Here is an 18827-nt window from a genome sequence, read left to right as displayed (position 1 = left end):
TTGAGGCGTCAGACACCTCGATCAACAGCCCGGGGGCTTCGCTCGTTGCGCTTCACGGACCGTCACCCGATCGGTGGCCACATCGAAGAAGCTCAGTGCTTGAGCGTGTCCTTGGCTTTCTGCCCTGCCTGCTTGGCGTCGCCCTTGACCTGCTCAGCCCGCCCCTTGATTTCCAGGCTCTCGTTTCCGACAGCCCTGCCGGTGACCTCCTTGGCCTTTCCCTTGGTCGTCTTTCCGACATTCTTGGCCTTCTTGCCGGCACCCATATGACACCTCCTGATCGGTCGACCGCACGGCGACAGTGTCCGCCATTCACGCGGGACCGCTCATATATTCTGCTTCCCCTCTCCGGGGGAAATACTCCGAAATATCGGCTCCGGAGACATCGCGCCGCCCGGTATCCCCGCGGCGGGGTCACGGAGGCGGCAGGAGCGTGCCGAGCGGGCCCAGATCGAGGTTGAGGTCCTCCAGCGTGAGGCCGTAGTGGTCGCACAGCTCGATCATCCGGTCATGGAGGATCATCAACGTGAGACCCAGCCTCTCCTCCTGCTCCTCGGTGAGGTCGCCCTGGTCCACCCGGTGCAGGGCCTGGCGTTCCATCAACTGCCGGAGCAGCTCGACGATGGTCAGGACGAGGGTGACCAGATCCCGCTCCACCGTCTCGGGATCGCTGTGGAGGCGCCGTGCGGCGCCCCGCTCGCGGCCTGCGAGGGGCGACAGCTCCTCGGGGCGCGCCGGCAGCAGGGCGAAGGCGCGTCGGGCGGCCTCGGCCACCTCGCGGCGGCGGTCGACGTCCGTACCGGCGCCGCCGGGCCCGGGAGGGTCGGGCCGATGCCCGTCGCCGGACCTGGGGGCGCCGGGCCTGGGGCTGTCGGGCCCCGGGGGGTCGGGCCCGGAGGTGTCGGGCCCGTCAGGCGGGCGGGTCACCGCGGTCTCCCTCCCGTTCGCCGGTCGCCCCCGGGATCACCGGGGTGAGCACCCATTGATCGTCCTGGGCGGCGACGATGACGGCACGCAGGGAGATCCTCACCAGGTCGATGTCCGCGATCGACAGAACGAGATCACCGGTCAGCACGACACCCCCGCTCAGCAGCCGGTCCAGGAGGTCGATCAGGGCCACCTGCCGTCCGGCGAGCGGGCTCTCCTCGCGTGCCGTCACGGCTGCCGCACCCCTTCCGGCACCTGGGGTCCGGCGAGTGCCGCGAACGAGTAGGGCGCCCACGGCCCGGTGATCTCCACCCGCACTCCCGGCAGGTCCTCCGCCGCGCGCAGCACCCGCTGCTGGAACTCGCCGGAGCTGCGGCCGGGCACCAGGTAGGAGTCGTTGGCGACGTTCTCCCCGGCGCCCACGGCCAGCTGCCCCTGCTGCGGCCGGTGCCGCGCGTGCTCCAGGGCGAGCTCACCGGCCTCCGCCTCGATCCGGCGTACGGCCTCGGCGGCGGCCGACCAGGCCGCGCCGCGTGCCCGGTGCTGCTGGCGACGGCGGCGCAGATAGGCCCGGCCGGGATCGGACTCGTCCGCCGGACCGTCGCGCGGCGATTCGGCGCGGGTACCGGTCCCGGTGCTGGTCCCGGTGCTGCTTCCGGCGGAGCCGTCGGCTACCTCGGCGTAGACCTTCACCCCCCACTCCACGGTGTCGGCGAGCCGGTCCAGCATCCTCGCGAAGGCCGCCTCCCCGATGCGCAGCGTGTCCCTGACGCGGTCGTCGTCCAGATAGACGGTCGCCAGCCGTAGCGGGAGAACCGTGGCGTGCGGCGTGAGGGACTCGACGACCGTGTGGTGGGCGCGGGCCACGGCCTCCAGCCAGTCCAGGTCCTCCAGGCGCACCTTCAGGGCCGCTTCGGAGAAGTCGGCCTCCGGTACGGAGCTGACCACCGCGGCCACCTCACCGGCGTGTACCAGCCTCACGGGCCCGCCGGCGGCCCCGCCGACCCCGCTGAGGCCCTGGAGGGTGCCGCGCTCCAGGGCGGCGGTCGGGCGCACCACGGCGTACGCGTAGCTCAGCTGTCCGTCCATGACGTCAACTCCGCCGCTCCTCGTCCTCGGCCGGTGCGACTGAGCAGCCCTTCCGGGAGGTTCCACGATGAGCGACCCCGCACGGGCGACCACCGGCACGTCCGGGTCGCACCGATCCGTGGGCGGCGTGTCGACGCGGCATCAGTGACCCCATGCCGTCTGGCCGACTTCGCGAACCGCACGCGAAACCACGGCCGTGGGGAGTGGGGACCCCATGGCATCGCCCATCGGCCGACGACCTCCCGGCCACGCCCGCGCCTGCCGCCGGGACCGCGAACGGGCGCCGGCACCCCCGGCCCCTCCCCGGTGACCTTCGAGCAACCGCACCACCCGCTCGACGGCGACGAGTTCGCCCCCTTATCCGACGGCACCGAGGACCGACCCGACACACGCCCCCTTCGGCGACAAGGCGGCACACGTCGCTCGCGCCGAGGCCACCGCCACGACGAGGGTGGGGGCCGGGCTCCTGACCGCCGCCGACGGACGGCGAGCGGTGGAGACGGCCTGGACCGCCACGTACGTGCCCTGACCTCGTGGACCACGACGCGGCCCGGGTGGTGGCGGCCACCGCTCCCGATGTCGCAGAGTGCTAGAAATGGCACGTGATCAGACATCCCGGTCGATTCTTGGTCTCGTTGTTCCGTCAGGACCGCGACCCCGGGGCCGCACCGCGATCCCCGGGAAGGAGTTCGCGCTCACCGCTGGTGCTGCGCAGCGTGGCCGGTCAGGTGTTCGTCCTCCAGCTGGTGGTGGTCGTCGTCCTGGTGGGTGTCGCCGTGCTGGCGCTGGTCTCGCAGGCCAGGAACCAGAGCACGCAGGAGGCCCGCCAGCGGTCCCTGGCCGTGGCCGAGACGTTCGTCAACTCCTCGCCGGCAGTGCGGGAGGCCCTGAAGGGCGACGACCCGACCGCGGTGCTGCAGCCGCGCGCCGAAGCGACCCGGAAGCTGTCGGGTGTCGACTACGTCGTCGTGTTCACCCCGGCCGGGATCCGGCTCACCCATCCGGATCCGGACCTGATCGGGAAGCATGTCTTCGGCACGTACGAGGAGGGGCTGGCCGGCGAGTCCCACACGTCGACGTTCGAGGGAAGCCTCGGCCCCGCCGTGGACTCGACGGTCCCCGTCATCGACACCGACGGCAGGGTCGTCGGGCTGGTGTCCGTCGGGATCACGGTCGAGAACGTCAACGAGGCGATGGAACGCCGGCTGCCCCTGCTGCTCGGCGCCGCCGCCGTGGTGATCGTGTTCGCGGCGGGCGGGTCGGCGCTGGTCAGCCGCCGCCTGCGGCGACAGACCCATGGCCTCGGCCCGGCCGAGATGACCCGGATGTACGAGCACCACGACGCCGTCCTGCACTGCGTCCGCGAGGGCGTGCTCATCGTCGGGGGCGACGGCCGGCTGCTGCTGGCCAACGACGAGGCACGGCGGCTGCTGGACCTTCCCCCGGACGCCGAGGGCCGCCACGTCGGCGAACTCGGTCTCGAACCGCGCACCGCGGAGCTGCTGGCCTCGGGCCGGGTCGCCACCGACGAGGTGCATCCGGCCGGGGACCGGCTGCTGGCGGTCAGCCACCGGCCCACGGACCAGGACGGCGGGCCGCCGGGGAGCGTGGCGACCCTGCGGGACACCACCGAGCTGCGGGAGCTCTCCGGTCGGGTGGCGGTGGCGCGGGAGCGGCTGCGGCTGCTGTACGACGCGGGCATGGGCATCGGTACGACGCTGGACGTGCGGCGGACCGCGCAGGAGCTGGCGGAGGTCGCGGTCCCGCGGTTCGCGGACTTCGTGACGGTCGACCTGGCCGACCAGGTGCTGCGGGGCGAGGAGCCGCCGGCGGGCGCGGAGGTGCGCCGTACGGCCATCGGCGGCATCCGTACGGATCATCCGCTCTATCCGGAGGGCGAGCTGATCCGGTACCGCGCGGCGACGCCGCAGGCCCGGTGCCTGGCGGGCGGCCGGGCGGTGCTCGACGCGGACCTGAACGCGTCCTCGGGGTGGCGGGAGCAGGACCCCGCCCGTGGGGAGCGGCTTCTCGACTACGGGATCCACTCGCTCGTCACGGTGCCGCTGCGGGCGCGGGGCGTCGTGCTGGGGCTGGTCGGGTTCTGGCGGTCGGAGCGGCCCGAACCGTTCGAGGAGGACGATCTGGCGCTCGCCGAGGAGATCGTCACGCGGGCCGCCGTCTGCGTCGACAACGCCCGCCGCTACACCCGCGAGCACGCCATGGCGGTGACGCTGCAGCGCAGCCTGCTGCCGAGCCGTCTGGCGGAGCAGGACGCGCTCGACGTCGCGTACCGCTATCTGCCGGCGCCGGGCGCGGGCGGCGACTGGTTCGACGTGATCGCCCTGCCGGGCGCCCGCGTGGCGCTGGTGGTGGGCGATGTCGTCGGCCACGGGGTGCACGCCGCCGCCACCATGGGCCGGCTGCGGACCGCGGTCCACAACTTCTCCACCCTCGACCTGCCGCCCGACGAACTCCTGGCGCACCTGGACCACCTGGTCGAGGGGATCGACCAGAGCCGGGGCGTCGACGGCGAGATGGGGATCACGGGTGCCACCTGCCTGTACGCCATCTACGACCCGGCATCGGGAACGTGCAGCATGGCGCGGGCCGGGCACCCCCTCCCGGCGCTCGTCCACCCCGACGGGCGGGTGGAGTTCCCCGACGTGCCCGCCGGTCCACCGCTCGGCCTGGGCGGTCTGCCGTTCGAGACGGCCGAGTTCCGGCTGCCCGAGGGCAGTGAACTGGTGCTCTACACCAACGGGCTCGTCCAGGACCGCGACCGCGGCATCGACGTGGGCCTCGACCTCCTGAGCCGCGCCCTCGCCCATCCCGGGCGCACTCCGGACGAGACCTGCGAGGCCGTCCTCGCGGCGCTGCGGCCCGCCCGCGCCGGCGACGACGTGGTCCTCCTCGTCGCCCGTACGCGGATGCTCGACCCCGGGCAGGTCGCCGTGTGGGACGTACCGCGCGACGCCTCGGCGGTCTCCCGCGTCCGCGCGGACGTCACGCGGCAACTGGCGCGGTGGGAGCTGGACGACGTCGCGTTCACCACCGAGCTGATCCTCAGCGAGCTGGTCACCAATGCCATCCGCTACGCCAGGGAACCCATCCGGGTGCGGCTGCTGCGCGACCAGAGCCTGATCTGCGAGGTCTCCGACGCCAGCAGTACCGCACCGCACCTGAGGTACGCCGCCACGACGGACGAGGGCGGCCGGGGCCTGTTCCTCGTCGCCCAGGTCGCCGAACGCTGGGGCACCCGGTACACGGCCGAGGGGAAGGTCATCTGGAGCGAGCAGCGGCTGCGCGACGGAGCGGCGTCGGCGTCCGCCACGGCTCTGGGCGACGCGCTGATGGACCAGCTCGCCGGAGGCGACGACTCGGAATGGTGACCTCGGCCGACCGTTCCGGGGTGCGGGGTCAGGAGGCCGCGGGGGGTCGTGGCGCGTGTCCCAGGGCGCTGAAGTCGGTGACCGGGCGCTCCAGCCGGGCGCCGTCGACGGTCAGGTCGACGAACTCGTTGAAGAACGCCACCCGGCCCGTGATGTCGCGCACCGCGGGGAGGGGGTCGGGGTAGCTCCAGGCCACGTTCGGCGGGACCTGCCCGGTCCCCGTCCACGACCAGTACTCCGACGCCACGCCCTTGTACGGGCAGCGCGTGCTCTGCGCGGTCGGGGTGAGCAGGGCGAACCGGACGTCCTCGCGGGGGATGTAGTAGCGCACCGGCAGGCCGGTCTCGAACAGGAGCACGGGCGCGCGGGTGTCGGCGACGGTCGTGCCCTCGATCTCGACCCGGACGTGCCGGCTGCTGGGCAGGGCGTCGACGCGTTTGTGCGGGTCGCGCGGGTGGACGAAGACCTCGGTCTCCTCCTCGTACCAGTGGTCGAGGACGTCGCGCCCGAACCAGGCGAAGACGAGGTACCCGGCGAGGTCGGCGCCGGGGAGGGACCACGCCGCGTCCGGGATGACCTCGCCGCCCACCACGAGGTCGTAGGAGGCCGTGGCGCCCGGGTGGCGCCCGGCGGCCGGGGGGCGCGCCGCCGGGCGGAGCAGATCGGTGCGGACGTCGTCCTCGGGGAAGGCGTACAGGGGCACCGGTCGGCCGGGTTCCCAGACGAGGCGGGCGCGTCGGCTGTCCACGACGGTGGTGCCCGCCTTGGTCGCGCGCACCCATCGTTCGCCGGGCTCCCACAGGACGGCGTCGGCTGGCGGGGCCGGGCGGCGGGCGACCCGTACCGGCTCGCTGTTCCGGTGCTCGGATGACGTACCCACTGTCCGGCCTCCGTGGCTGGTCTCACCGGGCGCGGAGCTCTTCCGCCCCTCACGTCGATCCTGCGCGCCCGCCGCGCGCGGCGCACGTCAGATGCCGCAGCTTGACGCGGACCAGAAGCGGCTCGCTCGGTGATCGAGGTGGGTGTGGTCGCCGTGGCCGGGGTAGCCGGGGCCGAGGATCCCGTTGAAGCCGTGGTTGCGGGCCTGCTGGGCGAGTCGGCACAGGGAGTGGGGTCCGGCGCCGAGGTCGGCCGCGTCGCCGTAGAGGTGGCGGCTGCTGGAGGAGCCGCCGACCGCGCTGTTGCAGGCGTAGGAGCGGAAGCCGCTGGTGACCGTGATGGGCTGGTCGCCGAGCGCGTGCCGCATGGCCTCCAGCTTCCACATCGTGCGCAGGGCGTTCGCCTTGGCGGTGGACGCGCTGACGGCGCCGCCGGACCAGTCGGAGTTGCAGCGGTTGAGTTCGGCGTAGCTGAAGTGGACGGGCGTGCAGTCGTCGTCCTGGAGGGCGTACAGCTTGCTGTACGTGGCGGAGCCGGCGACGCCGTCGGCGGCGAGTCCGTAGGCGGACTGGAAGCGTTTGAGCGCCGCGGTGGTCGCGGGCCCGAACTGGCCGTCGATGTCGAGCACCGCGCCGTAGCCGGGGTAGCCGGCGATCCGGATCTGCAGCTGGGTGACGTCGGAGCCCGAGCTGCCCTGGGAGAGGGTGCGGCTCCAGGTGTAGCAGCCGTCGGCCTGGGCGGAGCCGGCGGTGGCCACGACCCCACCCACCGAGGCAGTCATGATCATGACAATAGTGAGCAGGAGTCTCGCGGCACGTCTCATCAGGGGACCTCCCGGGGTCGGTGGCGTACGCCCCGAGCCTGGCGGTACACCGTGATCGCGTCAACAGGGCCTGCGGCGAATACCGTTGACGTCGGGGACGCCACCGACGCCGCACCGGCGGACGACAGAGGGGGAACGGGCGTGCGGGATGACCCGCATGGGCGACATGCTGAAACGATCATTCGCCCATCGGCGTCGCGACGGCCCGGGACGCTCGCTACGGTGGGGGAACGAGACGGTTACCCGGGGGTGGCGAAGTGGGCGTGCGCGTCAGTGAGGAGCACCATCCCGGCACGCTGCCCGTGCAGCACATGGGCTCCGGGCACCACGCCTTCCTGTGCTACGACGGCGACACCCCCGGCTGGGACGTGCTGGCCGCCTTCGTCTGGGCCGGTCTGGCGCGTGGCGAGAAGGTCATCGTCTTCGGGCCGCCGCGACTCACCGAGGCACAGGTCAGAGCACGGCTGCAGCAGGCGCCCGGCCCGCTGGTCGCGTCCGGGTACGAGAGTGCGCAACTGGAGCTGAGCAGCATGCGGGAACTGATCCTGCCGGCGCGGCAGTTCACCGCCGACCGGCAGTGGCGGCGCATCGCCGAGGAGACCGAGGACGCCCGCGCCGAGGGCTACACCGGACTGCGCACGTACATCGACATGGGCTGGGTCGCCGACATCGGCGCCGACTTCGACACGATGATGGACCGGGAGCGCCGGGCCGGTCATCTGTTCGACGACGGCTTCTACAGCGAGATCTGCGCGTACGACCGGCGGCGGTTCCCCGAACCGGTCCTCGACGCGATGTGCCGCGCCCACCCCCAGAACCTGCTGCCGGCGCTCGGCGAACTGCGGTGCCGGCGCGACGGAGGCACGCTGGCCGTCATCGGCGAGGCCGACCTCGCGACGTTCGAGCACTTCGCGGCGGCCCTCGCGGACCTGTGCTGCCCGCCGGGCCCGGACGGGCCCGTGACCGTCGATCTGCTGCGCGTGGGGTTCCTGGGCGCCGAGTGCGCCGCGGAGCTCGTCCGCGTGCTCGGCCGGGCGCCCGCTCGCCGACCCGTACGGGTCCACTGCTCCGCGGGGCACGCACTGCTGCTGCGGCGCCTCGGCGCGGACCCGGCCGCCCTCGACGTGACGAGGTAGACCGATGACCCTGGACTCGGCCGGGGAGGCGCCCGGCATCGGTGAGACCGTGCTTCTGCGCCGCGGCTTCGGCGGCGCGGACATCCCCGAACTGCGTGTCCTGGTGGACAGCTGCGCGGCGCTGGCGGGGCTGGCGGAACCGCGGCGCGGGGAGTTCGTCGTGGCCGTGGACGCCGTGGCGGGCAACGCCGTCCGGCACGCGGGCGGACGGGGCCTGCTGGTCCTGGCCAGGACACCGAAGGAGCTGGAGTGCCGGGTCAGCGACCGGGGCCCGGGCTTCACGGAGGATGTCATCCCCCCGCTGGCTCCCGGCATCGACGGTGCCTGCCCCGGTCGTGGCCTGTGGCTGACCCGGCTGGTCACCGACCGGCTCTCGGTCGCGCCGGGCGCGGTCGGCGCGACCGTGACGTTCGCGATGCGGCTGGAGTGACGCACGGGGCCCGGCCCGCCCCCTGAACAGGTGGGAGCCGCCCCTCGTAGGAGAGGAGGCACCGGCTTCACCGTACGGAAAGGGGGCCATCATCCGTGATGCGCCACATCGATTACCCGCGGCGCGGTCGCCGGGGGCCTCTCCGGTTCCTGCCGTCATGGCGCCAGGCACTGGGCGCCGTCCTGCTCTGCTGTGCCGGGTTCGGGGGGTTCGTCGGCTACGTCTACTCGACGGTGCGCATCGCGGACGCGAACGCCACCGCACGGGCCGAGGCCACCGTCTACTACTGGGCCGACGGCACGCAGATGGTCAGTGTCGGGGCGGTCAACCGGCAGAACGTCCCGCTGTCCGACATCCCGCTCTCGCTCCAGAACGCGGTGATCGCCACCGAGAACGCCACGTTCTACACCGACCCCGGCTTCTCCGTGCGCGGGCTCGCGCGGGCGGTGGTGAACATGGCGCGGGGCGGCGAGGTCCAGGGCGGCTCCACCATCACCCAGCAGTACGTGAAGAACACGTATCTGACGCAGGAGCAGACCCTGAGCCGCAAACTCGACGAGCTCTGCCTCGCGGTCAAGCTGTCCAGGAACCTGTCCAAGCAGGAGATCCTCCAGGGCTACCTCAACACCAGCTGGTTCGGCCGCGACGCCTACGGGGTGCAGGCCGCCGCCGTGGCCTACTACGGCATGGACGCCAAGGAACTCGATCCGGCGCGCGGTGCCCTGCTCGCGGCGCTGCTGAAGGGCGGGGAGCTGTACGACCCCTCGCTCAGCGAGGCGCATCACCGCCGCGCGGAGGCGCGGTGGCGGTACGTCCTGGACCGGCAGGTGGAGCTCGGCTACATGACACGGGAGGAGCGGGCGCGGTACACCGTGTTCCCCGAGCCGCGCCCCCGTTCGGTGTCCACCAGCATGGCCGGGCAGACGGGTTACCTGGTGGACGCGGCGAACAAGTACATCCGGCAGAGGACGGGCCTCACCACCGAGGACCTGGGCCGCGGCGGCTACCGGATCCGCACCACCTTCGACCGGGGCGAGGTGGAGCGGCTGCGTGAGGCGGTGGAGCGGGTCACGGCCGGTTCCCTCGATCCCGCGCGGCGGATCGACGACCGGGACGTGCAGGTCGGGGCCGCGTCGGTGCGGCCCGGTGACGGGGCGGTCGTCGCGCTCTACGGCGGCGCCGACGCGACCCGGCACTTCACCAGCAACGCCGACACTGCCGGGGTGCCGGTGGGCTCGGCCTTCAAGCCGTTCGTCCTGGCGGCCGCCCTCCAGTACGGTGTCCGCCCGGACGGCGCCCCCTCCCCCGGTCGGTTCGCCCTGCGCAGGGCCCTGGTCCGGGACGGCGACGGCGTCTACAGCCGGCTCGGCGAGAACGTCGGCCTGGACAAGGTGCGCGATCTCGCCGTGAGCGCCGGGCTGCTACCGCTGAGCATGGCGCCGCTGGAGCCGTCGTTCCCGGTCGGCACGTCCACGCCGAGCGCCATACGGATGGCCGCCGCGTACGCCACCTTCGCCGACGACGGCCGGCGGACCGACCCGTACTCGGTCACCGCGGTCACCCACCTCGGCACCCCGGTGCGGGGCCTGGAACGGCCGCGCGGACGCCAGGTCATGGACCGGGACGTGGCCCGTGAGATGTCCCGGGTGCTGCGGGACGTCGCCGTGGACGCGGTGGACCCGGACACCCTCGGCGCTCTGGGCCTGATCGCCGCGGGCCGCACCGGTGACGACGAGCGGGTGCCGGCGGCCTGGTTCGTCGGCTACACCGAGGAACTGTCCACGGCCGTGACGCTGTTCCGCAGCGAACCCGGCGAGGACGGGCTGCTGCCCATCACGGGAGTGGGCGGATCGGGGCCGGAGCGGGCCGGCTCCCTGCCCGTACGGGTGTGGTCGGCGTATATGACGGCGAACCGGACCGGGACGGGGGCCGGGACCGGGACGGGGGCCGGAGCGCTGGCGGGCGCCGGGGCCCGCGGCGACATCGCGTAGGCGGCACGCCCGCGCACGAGAGGCCGGCGCCCATATCGGGGCGCCGGCCTCTCACCGTGTCGCGGACTACCGGGTGCCGGTGAGGCTCGCGAACACCACCACGTTGTCCGAGTAGTACCGCTCCGCCTCGTCGTACCGACCGCCGCAGGTGATCAGACGCAGACCGGCGTGGTCGATGTTCTTGTAGACCTCGACGGTGGGAAAGCGGTTCTTGGCGTACTGGGCGACACGGTCGACGGTGAACTCGGCGGTCCTGCCGTCCTCGCGGGCGACCTCGATCTTCGCGCCGGGCTTCAGCGAGGAGAGCCGGTGGAACACCGAGGGCCTGCCGTTCCAGGTGACGTGACCGGCGATGACGGCCGGCCCCTTGGCCCCGGGCGTCGGGCCGGGGACGTACCAGCCGGCCTTGGCGGGGTCACGGGGCGTCTCCATGGTGCCGTCCTTCTGCTGCCCCAGCTCCTCCAGACCGGAGGAGACGTCTATGGACGGGATCGACACCCGCAGCGGGGCGGCCTTGGCCGGCTGCTCCGCCGCTTCGCCGGGGGCCGTCGATGCGGTGGCGTCCCCGGCCTGTCCCCCTGGCTGGTCGCCGCCGCTCTGGGCGGGCTGCCGTACGGCGGGCGCCGACCCGGGCGCCGCCCCGGGTGCCGGTTCCGCTCCCGCGCACCCGGTGAGCAGCAGCAGCGCCGCCGTCGCGCAGGCGGCGGACAGCTTGCCGTACCGGTGGCCGCCCGTCACGCGGCGCTCCGGTCGGTCGGCCCGCCGACGCCGTCCGGCAGCGGCCCGGCCGTGGCGGCGGCCGTGCGCCGGCGCCCGAGGGCGAGCGCGCCCGCCACCGCGGCGACGGCGAACCCGCCCGTGCCGATGAGCAGGCCCCGCGTGTGATCGGTCCCGGCGGATCCGCCGCCGGTCTCCACGCCGCCGACGGGGAGGGAGCCGACCGCCGCGCCCTCCACCAGGCCGCAGACGGCCGGGGCGGTGGCCTCCTGCGGCAGCTTCGGGTCGAGGTCGCTCTTGCCGGCGCCGAAGTCGTACGTGCCGTCGCCGTTCCGGTCGATGCCGTGCTGCACGACGTGCAGGTCCTTGATGTGGTCCGCGACGTCCTGGGAGACGGTGATCGTACGCTCGTAGGAGACCCTGCCCTCCGCGTCCGCGACCGGCATCCGGTCGACGGCGAGTCCGCTGTCGGGGGACGTGTCGCCCTCGGTGGTGAGCGAGATGTTGATCTCGCCGTAGACGGGCAGTCCTTCGCTGGTGGTGACGATCCCGTCGCCGTCCTTGTCGGAGCTCGCGTCCGGGCAGCGGAAGTCGTGGCCGTCGGTGGAGCCGTGGATGTGCTGCGCGTGCGGCTGTCCCGGGACGAGCCCCTCGGACTCGATCTTCACGGTCAGCCGTGTGCCGTCGAGGCTGAGCATCACCGTGCCGTTGCCGCCGGAGTCGTTCAGCGGATCGAGATCGATCTGGTAGGCGGTGGCCGTCCCCTCGGCGGCGGCGGGGGAAGCGGCCGCCGCCGCGAGGGTGAGCGCGGCGGGCAGGGCGACGAGTGCGACGAGGCGCGTGGTGCGCTGGGCTATCACGATCGTTTGTTCCCTTCCGGCGGCCTCCCGAGGAGGGCCGCCGCGGTACGTGCGGACCGGTGCACCGCCGTACGGACCGGTGCACCGCTGTGCCGCCGTCGGCGCGGCCTCAGGCGTGCCGTGCCGACGGCGCGGGGGTGTGGGTCGTGCCGCGCCGCGGGTCAGGCGGAGCCGTTGCCGGCCATGGGCGCCTGGGCGTGCGGGTGGACCTGGGCCTGCGCGGCCTGGGCGCGTTGCGCGGGGTGCGGCGAGATGGAGGCGACGGCGGCCGTCTCGCCGATGTGCCCCGCGTGCGAGCGGGCCCGATCCGGGGCGGGCGTGCCGATGGCGGCCGCCGCCGGGCCGGAGCCACCGGCCGGCTTGCCGCGCGCGTCGGGCCCGTTCGCCACGGACGACCAGGTCCGGAGCCGGTGGCTGGCCGCCTCGTCGAGGGTCACGGGCGCGCCGCGCTGCTCGGCGAGCCGGCCGGCCTCCCGGCCGAGGGCGGCCACGTCGTCCCAGCGCAGGGTCAGGACGACGGCGAGTTCCGCACCGCCGTCCGGGAGTCCGCGCATCCTGGGTTCTTCGCGATCGGTCATGTCCGCTCCTGTCATGGACGCAGAGGGTGTCGCCGCACCTGGCCGGGCGCAGGTAGCCGCTAGTACGCATCTCGCGGGCGTCGTGTTCAGGACAGGCCCCGCGGAGCGTCGCGGCGTCACACCCGGCCGTGGGCCTTCTGGGCGCGCCGTGACAGCGAGTCGATGACCACGGCGACGAGGAGCACACCGCCCGTGATCATGAACTGGACGGCTCCCCGGATGCCGAGGAGGGCGACGCCGGAGGCGATCGACTGGATGACGAGGACGCCGAGCAGCGCGGACCAGACCCTGCCGCGTCCGCCGAACAGGCTGGTGCCGCCGATGACCGCCGCGGCGATGGCGTTCATCAGGAGGTTTCCGCCTCCCGACGACTGGCTGGCCGAGGTGACACGGGAGGCCAGGAAGAGGCCGCCCAGGGCGGCCATCGTGCCCGACATCATGAACACCGAGATACGGACCCGGTCGACGGCGAGGCCGGCGCGGCGGGCGGCCTCCACCCGGCCGCCCAGGGCGAAGACCATCCTGCCGTAGGCGGTGCGCCGCAGGACGTAGTCGAGGGCGACGAGCACGGCGATGAAGATCAGCAGCGCGAGCGGCAGCCCCTGGAAGCGGTTGAGCACATACGCGGCGGCGAAGACCACGACGGCCAGGGCGACCGTACGGACGGCGATCTCGCGTGGCGTGCGGAAGGGTACTCCCGCCGCCGCGCGGCGCCTCGCGTCCCGGAAGGACACCGTGAAGTAGCCGATGACGCCGAGCGCCGCCACCCCGTAGGCGACGGCGACGTAGTGGAAGTAGTAGCCGGTCAGCATGGCCACCAGGCCCTGGTCATCCAGGTTGACGGTGCCGGTCGATCCGAGGATGTACAGCATCAGGCCGTTCCAGCCCAGCAGCCCGGCGAGGGTGACCACGAACGCGGGCACGCCCACCTTCGCGAAGACGACGCCGTGGAAGAACCCGATCGCCGTTCCCATGGCCAGCGCCAGCAGGAGGGCGGGGGTCTCGGCCATGCCGTGCTGGACGTTCAGCACGGCGAACGCGGCCGCGGCCAGTCCGCTGACCGAGCCGACCGAGAGGTCGATCTCTCCCAGGAGGAGGACGAAGACGACTCCGACGGCGATCAGCCCCGTGCCCACGATGTCGACGCTCAGATTGGACAGGTTGCGGGGCGAGAGGAACTTCTCGTCCAGGGCGGCGAAGATCAGCCAGATCGACGCCAGGCTGATCAGGACGGGGAGCGAGCCGAGTTCACCCCCGCGCAGCCGGTCCCCGAGCGCCCGCGTCCAGCGCCCGCCCCGGCGCGGCCGGGCGGGCGGGGGCCGCTGTGCGGACCCGGACTGCCGCGCGGACCCGGACTGCCGCGCGGGACGGGGCTGCGGCGCGGGCGGGCGGGTGCCGGGCCTGGGTGCGTCGTTCACAGGTCGTCCTCCCACTCGCGGGTGGAGCGACGTGTCACCGCGTTGTCCGTGGCTCCGGTGATGGAGGAGATGATCTGTTCATGGGACGTGGTGGTCACGTCGAAGAAGCCGTTGTTCCGGCCGAGGCGCAGTACGGCGACCGAGTCGGCGACAGCCTTGACGTCCCCCATGTTGTGGCTGACGAGCAGGACTCCGAGCCCCTGCTCGCGCAGCCGGTCCACCAGGTTGAGTACCTGCGCCGACTGTTCGATGCCGAGCGCGGCGGTGGGCTCGTCCAGCAGCACGAGCCTCGGCTCGCCGATGAGCGAGCGGGAGACGGCGACCGTCTGCCGCTGGCCGCCGGACAGCGAGGCGACGGGCAGGCGCACGCTCGGCATGCGGATGGAGAACGTGTCCAGCAGTCCGAGGGTCCGCCGCTCCATCTCCACCTCGTCCAGGACGCCGAACCGGTGGATCTCCCGGCCGAGGAAGACGTTGCCGACGACATCGAGGTTGTCGCACAGCGCCAGGTCCTGGTAGACGGTCGCGATGCCCAGGTCCTGGGCGTCGTGCGGGCGCGTGATGTGGACCGGCCGGCCGTCCCACTCGACGGTGCCGTGATCGGCGGGGTCCACTCCGGCGATCACCTTCACCAGGGTGGACTTGCCCGCGCCGTTGTCGCCGACCAGGGCGACGACCTCGCCCGCGTGGATCTCCAGCTCGATGTCCGCGAGCGCCTGCACCGCGCCGAAGCGTTTGCGGATCCCGCGCAGCGCGAGCAGGGGTGGTGCTGACAGGTGGACCATCTGCTCCTCCTTCGCCTCGGGATCGACGCCGGGGGCGGCTCCCGCCTATCGGTGTGTCTGTGCGTCGGACGGTTCGGTGAGTCCCTCCTTCTCGCAGGCGGAGGCGAACTTCGGCGTACAGATCTGGTCGACGGTGTACAGGCCGTCCTTGACGACGGTGTCCCTGATGTTGTCGACGGTGACGGATACGGGGGTGAGCAGTACGGCCCGGACGCCGTCGGTCCCGGCGCCGGTCACCTCGCTCGTCGCGAGGGAGTCCGCCGTCTCTCCCCTGGCCAGGGCGACCGCCATCTCCGCCGTGGCGTCCGCCTCCAGCGCGAACGGCTTGTAGACGGTCATGTACTGCTCGCCCGCCACGATCCGCTGGATGGCGGCGAGTTCGGCGTCCTGCCCGGTGACCGGCGGCAGCGGCCTGATCTTGGCGGACTTGAGGGCGGAGATGATGCCCGAGGCGAGGCCGTCGTTGGCGGAGTAGACGCCGTCGATACGGTCGGCGCCCAGGGAGGCGATGGCTCCGGACATGTTGATGTGGGCGTTGAGCGGCCTCCACTCGGCCGTGTCGTACGCCTTCTCGATCCTCACCTTGCCCTGGAGGACCGACAGGGCGCCCTTCTTGAACCAGGCCGAGTTGGAGTCGGTCGGTGCGCCGTTCATCATGACGATCCGGCCGCCGTCCGCCTTGTCGCCGAGGGCCCGGAGCAGCGCCTCGCCCTGGAGCCTGCCGACCCGTTCGCCGTCGAACGAGACGTACCCGGCGATCGGTCCCTCCACGAGCCGGTCGTAGGCGATGACGTCGATGCCGGCGTCCCGTGCCTTCTCGACCGACGAGCGCAGGGACGTGGAGTCGACGGCGCCGAGGATCATCACTCCGACGCCCTGCACGATCATCGCGTCGATCTGCCGCTGCTGGACGGCCACATCGTGCTGCGCGCTCGCCGACTCCACGACGCACTCGGGACAGAGTTCACCGATCCGCTGTTCGAGGAGGGGCCGGTCGTACTTCTCCCAGCGGTCGGTGGCGCCGGGGAGCAGCACACCGATCCGCGTGCTGTCGCGCGGTACGTTCCGGCCCGCGTCCGCCACCTGGCTCGCCTTCCCGCAGGCGGCGAGGCCGGAGGCCAGGAGGAGCCCGGCCATCAGGGCGGCGGTCCTGCGCGGTCGCGTACGCACCTCGTTCACCTCCCGTCCCGTGTCGCGGCGGCCTCGGGCGCCGTCCGCCGTACCGTGATCTCGGACCACACCTGTTTGCCGCCGCTGAGCGGCACCGAGCCCCAGGACGACGACATCGCCTCGACCAGCAGGAGGCCGCGTCCGCCGGTGGCCTCCCAGTCCGTGGTCGTGGCCTTGACGGGGGTACGGGGCGAGGCGTCGTTCACGGCGATGCGCAGCCGGTCCCCGGCGAGCGTCAGATCGAGCCGCACCTCCCCCTGGGTGTGGGCGATGGCGTTGGTGACCAGCTCCGACACGACCAGCAGGGCGATGTCGACCTCGTCCCGCACTGTCCAGGAGCGCAGGGTCCGAGCGGTGAACCGGCGTGCGTGCAGGACGGCGTCGGGCAGCCGCCACACCGCCCACCGGGCGCGGATCGGGCGGACCCGCATGCCGTCGTAGCGCAGCAGGAGGACCGCCACGTCGTCGTCGCGGCGGCGCGTGGTCGCGACGAGCTCGTCGGCGACCTGCCCGGGATCGGCGGGGTCGGCGACGGCGAGGATCCGGCACACGGCACGCACCCCCTCCTCCAGGCGGAGGGACACCGATTCGACCAGCCCGTCCGTGAGCAGCAGCAGGAGCGTGCCGGGGGCGAGGCCGAGTTCGGTCATCGGGAACTCGGCCTCCGCGAGGACTCCCAGCGGCGGGCCGCCCTCGATCACCGTCTCCTCGGTGGTGCCGTCGGGCAGGCGCAGCAGCGGTGGCAGGTGGCCCGCCCGCACCACCCAGGCGATGCCCTCCTCCATGTCGAGGTCGACATAGCAGCAGGTGGCGAACAGGTCGGTCTCCATCCCGACGAGCAGCCGGTTGGCGTGGGCCACGACGACGTCCGGCGGGTGGCCCTCGACGGCGTACGCCCGGATGGCCGTACGCATCTGGCCCATGATCGTGGCGGCTCCGGCGCTGTGTCCCTGGACGTCGCCGATGACGAGTGCCACATGGCCGTCGGCGAGCGGGATGACGTCGTACCAGTCGCCGCCCACTTCGAGGCCGACCGTCGCGGGCAGGTAGCGGGCGACGGCGACCCCGCCCGGCAGTGCGGGCAGTTTGCGCGGCAGGAGGCTGCGCTGCAGCATCGTGGCGAGTTCGTGCCCGGCGTCGAGGGCGTGCGCGCGGGTCAGGGCCTGGCCCACCATGCCGGCGGTAGCGGTCAGCAGGGACCGTTCCTCGGCTCCGAACCGGTGTTCGCCGTCCCACCCCACCAGGCACACCCCGACCGTGCGGCCTTCGGCCGGCAGGGGAAGGACGGCGAGCCCTCCGGGGCCGATGCCGGCGAGGCCGGGTTCGAGGGCGGCACCCGGGGGCCAGAGGCTCACATGGCCCTCCCGTAGCGCGCCCTCAAGGGTCGGCAGGGTGTGGCACGAGGCGTCGGGCCACTCCGACCGCCACTCGGAGCGCCAGGACTCGGGCCAGGCGGCCGGCTCCGGCGGGTCGAGGAGGGTGACCACGAGACGGTCCCCCTCCAGCTCGGCGACCGCCACCCGGTCCGCGCCCAGCGGTGCCCGCAGGGAGTCGACGACCACTCTGCTCACATCGCGGATGGTCGTCGCGCCGGCCAGCGCGGCGGACAGCCGCTGCACCAGGGAGACGTCGTCCACGCTCGGGCGCAGATAGGAGGCGTCGCCGACGACGCCCAGCACCCGGGTCGGCCTGCCGTCGGCGTCGGCCTGGACGCGGCAGCGGAGCCCCAGCCAGCGCAGTTCGCCGCCCGGACGGCGCACCCGGAACGCCAGCTGCTGGTCGGCGGCCGCCTGCCCCGGCTCCACGACCGCCATCAGGGCGGGGATGTCGTCCGGCACGGCACGCTCCAGCAGGGTGGCCACGTTGCCGTCGAACTCCTCGGGGGGCACGCCGAGCAGGTCGAGTACCTGGGCGTCCACCTCCATACGTCCGGTCCTGAGCGTCAGGACGAGCGCGCCGCCGCGCAGCGGCAGCAGGGTCGGCCCCGCCCGTGGGCCCGTCTCGGTCCGTACGCTGACGCGGGCGGCGGCCGCTTCCAGTCCCGCGGCCGCCTGGTCGGCGTACAGCTCCAGCAGGGCGCGCTGGTCCTCGTCGAAGCCACCGCCCGTCCTGCGCACGACGAGGAGGCAGCCGAGCAGTCTGGCCTCGGCGCCCAGCGGGAGCGCCCCCACGGCGATCGCGGACGCCAGGGCGTCGCCGTCACCGTCCCCGGTCAGGCCGGGCACGTCGTTCGCGTCGGTCCCGCCCGTTCCGTCGCCGGGCGGCGCGCCCGCGCCCATGCCGTAGGGGGCGAGCTCGTCGGCGGTCAGCCACAGGGGCCGGCCGGCCCGGCAGGCGTCGGCGACGGGTGAGCGGCCGGTGAGCGGGTACGCGGGCGGCGGCTTGTACGGTCCGTCGGCGTTCTGGACCGTCTCGGCGAGCCGGAGCTCGCTGCCGTTCTCGGTCAGCACATAGACAGCGGCCATCCCGACCCCGCCGGAAGCAAAGATCTGCCCGGTCAAAGCCCGCACCGCCTCCGTACGCGGGAAGCCGCCAGCGTGTGCCGCTGTTCACCGTCCACTCCATGCTGCTACGTGTCGGGCGGTGCCAGCCAGTCAGGAGCCGCCCCCGCACCCGGCCGGGACGACCGGGCCCC

The 18827-nt window shown here is 73.2% G+C and carries 17 protein-coding genes; 4 read left to right on the top strand and 13 right to left on the bottom strand.

Annotated elements, in window-relative coordinates:
• Positions 1 to 92: 92 nt before the first annotated feature.
• The 4 genes from ACGF5U_RS22875 to ACGF5U_RS22860 all read right to left on the bottom strand — a co-directional run bounded on the left by ACGF5U_RS22875 (position 93) and on the right by ACGF5U_RS22860 (position 2016).
• The gene (locus ACGF5U_RS22875) at positions 93 to 266 is read right to left on the bottom strand and encodes a CsbD family protein (RefSeq protein ID WP_392711889.1); all 174 of its coding nucleotides are present in this window, start codon (positions 264 to 266) and stop codon (positions 93 to 95) included.
• A gap of 148 nt (positions 267 to 414) precedes the next feature.
• Complete coding sequence (locus ACGF5U_RS22870; RefSeq protein WP_392711940.1) at positions 415 to 774, bottom strand: gas vesicle protein K; 360 nt, start codon at positions 772 to 774, stop codon at positions 415 to 417.
• A gap of 136 nt (positions 775 to 910) precedes the next feature.
• A complete protein-coding gene (locus ACGF5U_RS22865) occupies positions 911 to 1159 on the bottom strand; it encodes a gas vesicle protein (RefSeq protein ID WP_392711887.1) in 249 nt (82 codons plus the stop codon).
• Positions 1156 to 2016, bottom strand: a complete 861-nt coding sequence (locus ACGF5U_RS22860) for a GvpL/GvpF family gas vesicle protein (RefSeq protein ID WP_392711885.1) — start codon at positions 2014 to 2016, stop codon at positions 1156 to 1158. Before ACGF5U_RS22860 ends, ACGF5U_RS22865 begins: the two co-directional genes overlap by 4 nt.
• Before the next feature lie 701 nt (positions 2017 to 2717).
• Between ACGF5U_RS22860 and ACGF5U_RS22855 the strand changes: the two genes are divergently transcribed.
• Positions 2718 to 5405, top strand: coding sequence for a SpoIIE family protein phosphatase (locus tag ACGF5U_RS22855; RefSeq protein ID WP_392711938.1), 2688 nt, complete (start codon positions 2718 to 2720; stop codon positions 5403 to 5405).
• A gap of 28 nt (positions 5406 to 5433) precedes the next feature.
• On the opposite strand, the gene ACGF5U_RS22850 is transcribed toward ACGF5U_RS22855, so the two are convergent.
• Positions 5434 to 6285: a DUF427 domain-containing protein gene (locus tag ACGF5U_RS22850; RefSeq protein ID WP_392711883.1), complete on the bottom strand. Its 852-nt coding sequence runs from the start codon at positions 6283 to 6285 to the stop codon at positions 5434 to 5436.
• An 87-nt stretch (positions 6286 to 6372) separates the two neighbouring features.
• Positions 6373 to 7110 (bottom strand): D-Ala-D-Ala carboxypeptidase family metallohydrolase, encoded by a 738-nt coding sequence (locus ACGF5U_RS22845; RefSeq protein ID WP_392711937.1) that lies wholly within the window; start codon positions 7108 to 7110, stop codon positions 6373 to 6375.
• A 260-nt stretch (positions 7111 to 7370) separates the two neighbouring features.
• On the opposite strand from ACGF5U_RS22845, the gene ACGF5U_RS22840 reads away from it, so the two are divergent.
• From ACGF5U_RS22840 to ACGF5U_RS22830, 3 genes are all read left to right on the top strand, one after another.
• Positions 7371 to 8243 (top strand): MEDS domain-containing protein, encoded by an 873-nt coding sequence (locus tag ACGF5U_RS22840; protein WP_392711882.1) that lies wholly within the window; start codon positions 7371 to 7373, stop codon positions 8241 to 8243.
• A 4-nt stretch (positions 8244 to 8247) separates the two neighbouring features.
• Positions 8248 to 8673: an ATP-binding protein gene (locus tag ACGF5U_RS22835; RefSeq protein WP_392711880.1), complete on the top strand. Its 426-nt coding sequence runs from the start codon at positions 8248 to 8250 to the stop codon at positions 8671 to 8673.
• Between the two features lie 98 nt (positions 8674 to 8771).
• A complete protein-coding gene (locus ACGF5U_RS22830) occupies positions 8772 to 10664 on the top strand; it encodes a transglycosylase domain-containing protein (RefSeq protein WP_392711878.1) in 1893 nt (630 codons plus the stop codon).
• Between the two features lie 66 nt (positions 10665 to 10730).
• On the opposite strand, the gene ACGF5U_RS22825 is transcribed toward ACGF5U_RS22830, so the two are convergent.
• From ACGF5U_RS22825 to ACGF5U_RS22795, 7 genes are all read right to left on the bottom strand, one after another.
• The gene (locus ACGF5U_RS22825; RefSeq protein ID WP_392711877.1) at positions 10731 to 11402 is read right to left on the bottom strand and encodes a class F sortase; all 672 of its coding nucleotides are present in this window, start codon (positions 11400 to 11402) and stop codon (positions 10731 to 10733) included.
• Entirely contained in the window at positions 11399 to 12241 is an 843-nt protein-coding gene (locus ACGF5U_RS22820) for a hypothetical protein (protein WP_392711875.1), read from the bottom strand. The genes ACGF5U_RS22825 and ACGF5U_RS22820 overlap by 4 nt, the downstream gene beginning before the upstream one ends.
• Before the next feature lie 161 nt (positions 12242 to 12402).
• Positions 12403 to 12819 carry a hypothetical protein gene (locus ACGF5U_RS22815; protein ID WP_392711873.1) on the bottom strand — a complete coding sequence of 139 codons (417 nt, stop codon included), beginning with the start codon at positions 12817 to 12819 and terminating at the stop codon, positions 12403 to 12405.
• Positions 12820 to 12935: 116 nt separating this feature from the next.
• Positions 12936 to 14237, bottom strand: a complete 1302-nt coding sequence (locus tag ACGF5U_RS22810; protein ID WP_392711871.1) for a sugar ABC transporter permease — start codon at positions 14235 to 14237, stop codon at positions 12936 to 12938.
• The gene (locus tag ACGF5U_RS22805) at positions 14234 to 15022 is read right to left on the bottom strand and encodes an ATP-binding cassette domain-containing protein (protein ID WP_392711869.1); all 789 of its coding nucleotides are present in this window, start codon (positions 15020 to 15022) and stop codon (positions 14234 to 14236) included. The genes ACGF5U_RS22810 and ACGF5U_RS22805 overlap by 4 nt, the downstream gene beginning before the upstream one ends.
• Positions 15023 to 15067: 45 nt before the next feature.
• Positions 15068 to 16192 carry a sugar ABC transporter substrate-binding protein gene (locus tag ACGF5U_RS22800; protein WP_392711867.1) on the bottom strand — a complete coding sequence of 375 codons (1125 nt, stop codon included), beginning with the start codon at positions 16190 to 16192 and terminating at the stop codon, positions 15068 to 15070.
• A gap of 5 nt (positions 16193 to 16197) precedes the next feature.
• The gene (locus ACGF5U_RS22795; RefSeq protein WP_392711865.1) at positions 16198 to 18657 is read right to left on the bottom strand and encodes a SpoIIE family protein phosphatase; all 2460 of its coding nucleotides are present in this window, start codon (positions 18655 to 18657) and stop codon (positions 16198 to 16200) included.
• Positions 18658 to 18827: the final 170 nt, after the last annotated feature.

The organism is Streptomyces sp. NPDC047886 (assembly GCF_043204435.1).
In the GTDB taxonomy this organism is placed as follows: domain Bacteria; phylum Actinomycetota; class Actinomycetes; order Streptomycetales; family Streptomycetaceae; genus Streptomyces.
This window is presented reverse-complemented; position numbering and strand designations above follow the sequence as displayed.

Excerpts from the sequence above, each read along its gene's own strand:
- ACGF5U_RS22815 (WP_392711873.1), bottom strand. The coding sequence starts at position 12,819 with ATGACCGATCGCGAAGAACCCAGGATGCGCGGACTCCCGGACGGCGGT.
- ACGF5U_RS22805 (WP_392711869.1), bottom strand. The coding sequence starts at position 15,022 with ATGGTCCACCTGTCAGCACCACCCCTGCTCGCGCTGCGCGGGATCCGC.
- ACGF5U_RS22795 (WP_392711865.1), bottom strand. The coding sequence starts at position 18,657 with ATGGCCGCTGTCTATGTGCTGACCGAGAACGGCAGCGAGCTCCGGCTC.
- ACGF5U_RS22835 (WP_392711880.1), top strand. The coding sequence starts at position 8,248 with ATGACCCTGGACTCGGCCGGGGAGGCGCCCGGCATCGGTGAGACCGTG.
- ACGF5U_RS22830 (WP_392711878.1), top strand. The coding sequence starts at position 8,772 with ATGCGCCACATCGATTACCCGCGGCGCGGTCGCCGGGGGCCTCTCCGG.
- ACGF5U_RS22875 (WP_392711889.1), bottom strand. The coding sequence starts at position 266 with ATGGGTGCCGGCAAGAAGGCCAAGAATGTCGGAAAGACGACCAAGGGA.
- ACGF5U_RS22860 (WP_392711885.1), bottom strand. The coding sequence starts at position 2,016 with ATGGACGGACAGCTGAGCTACGCGTACGCCGTGGTGCGCCCGACCGCC.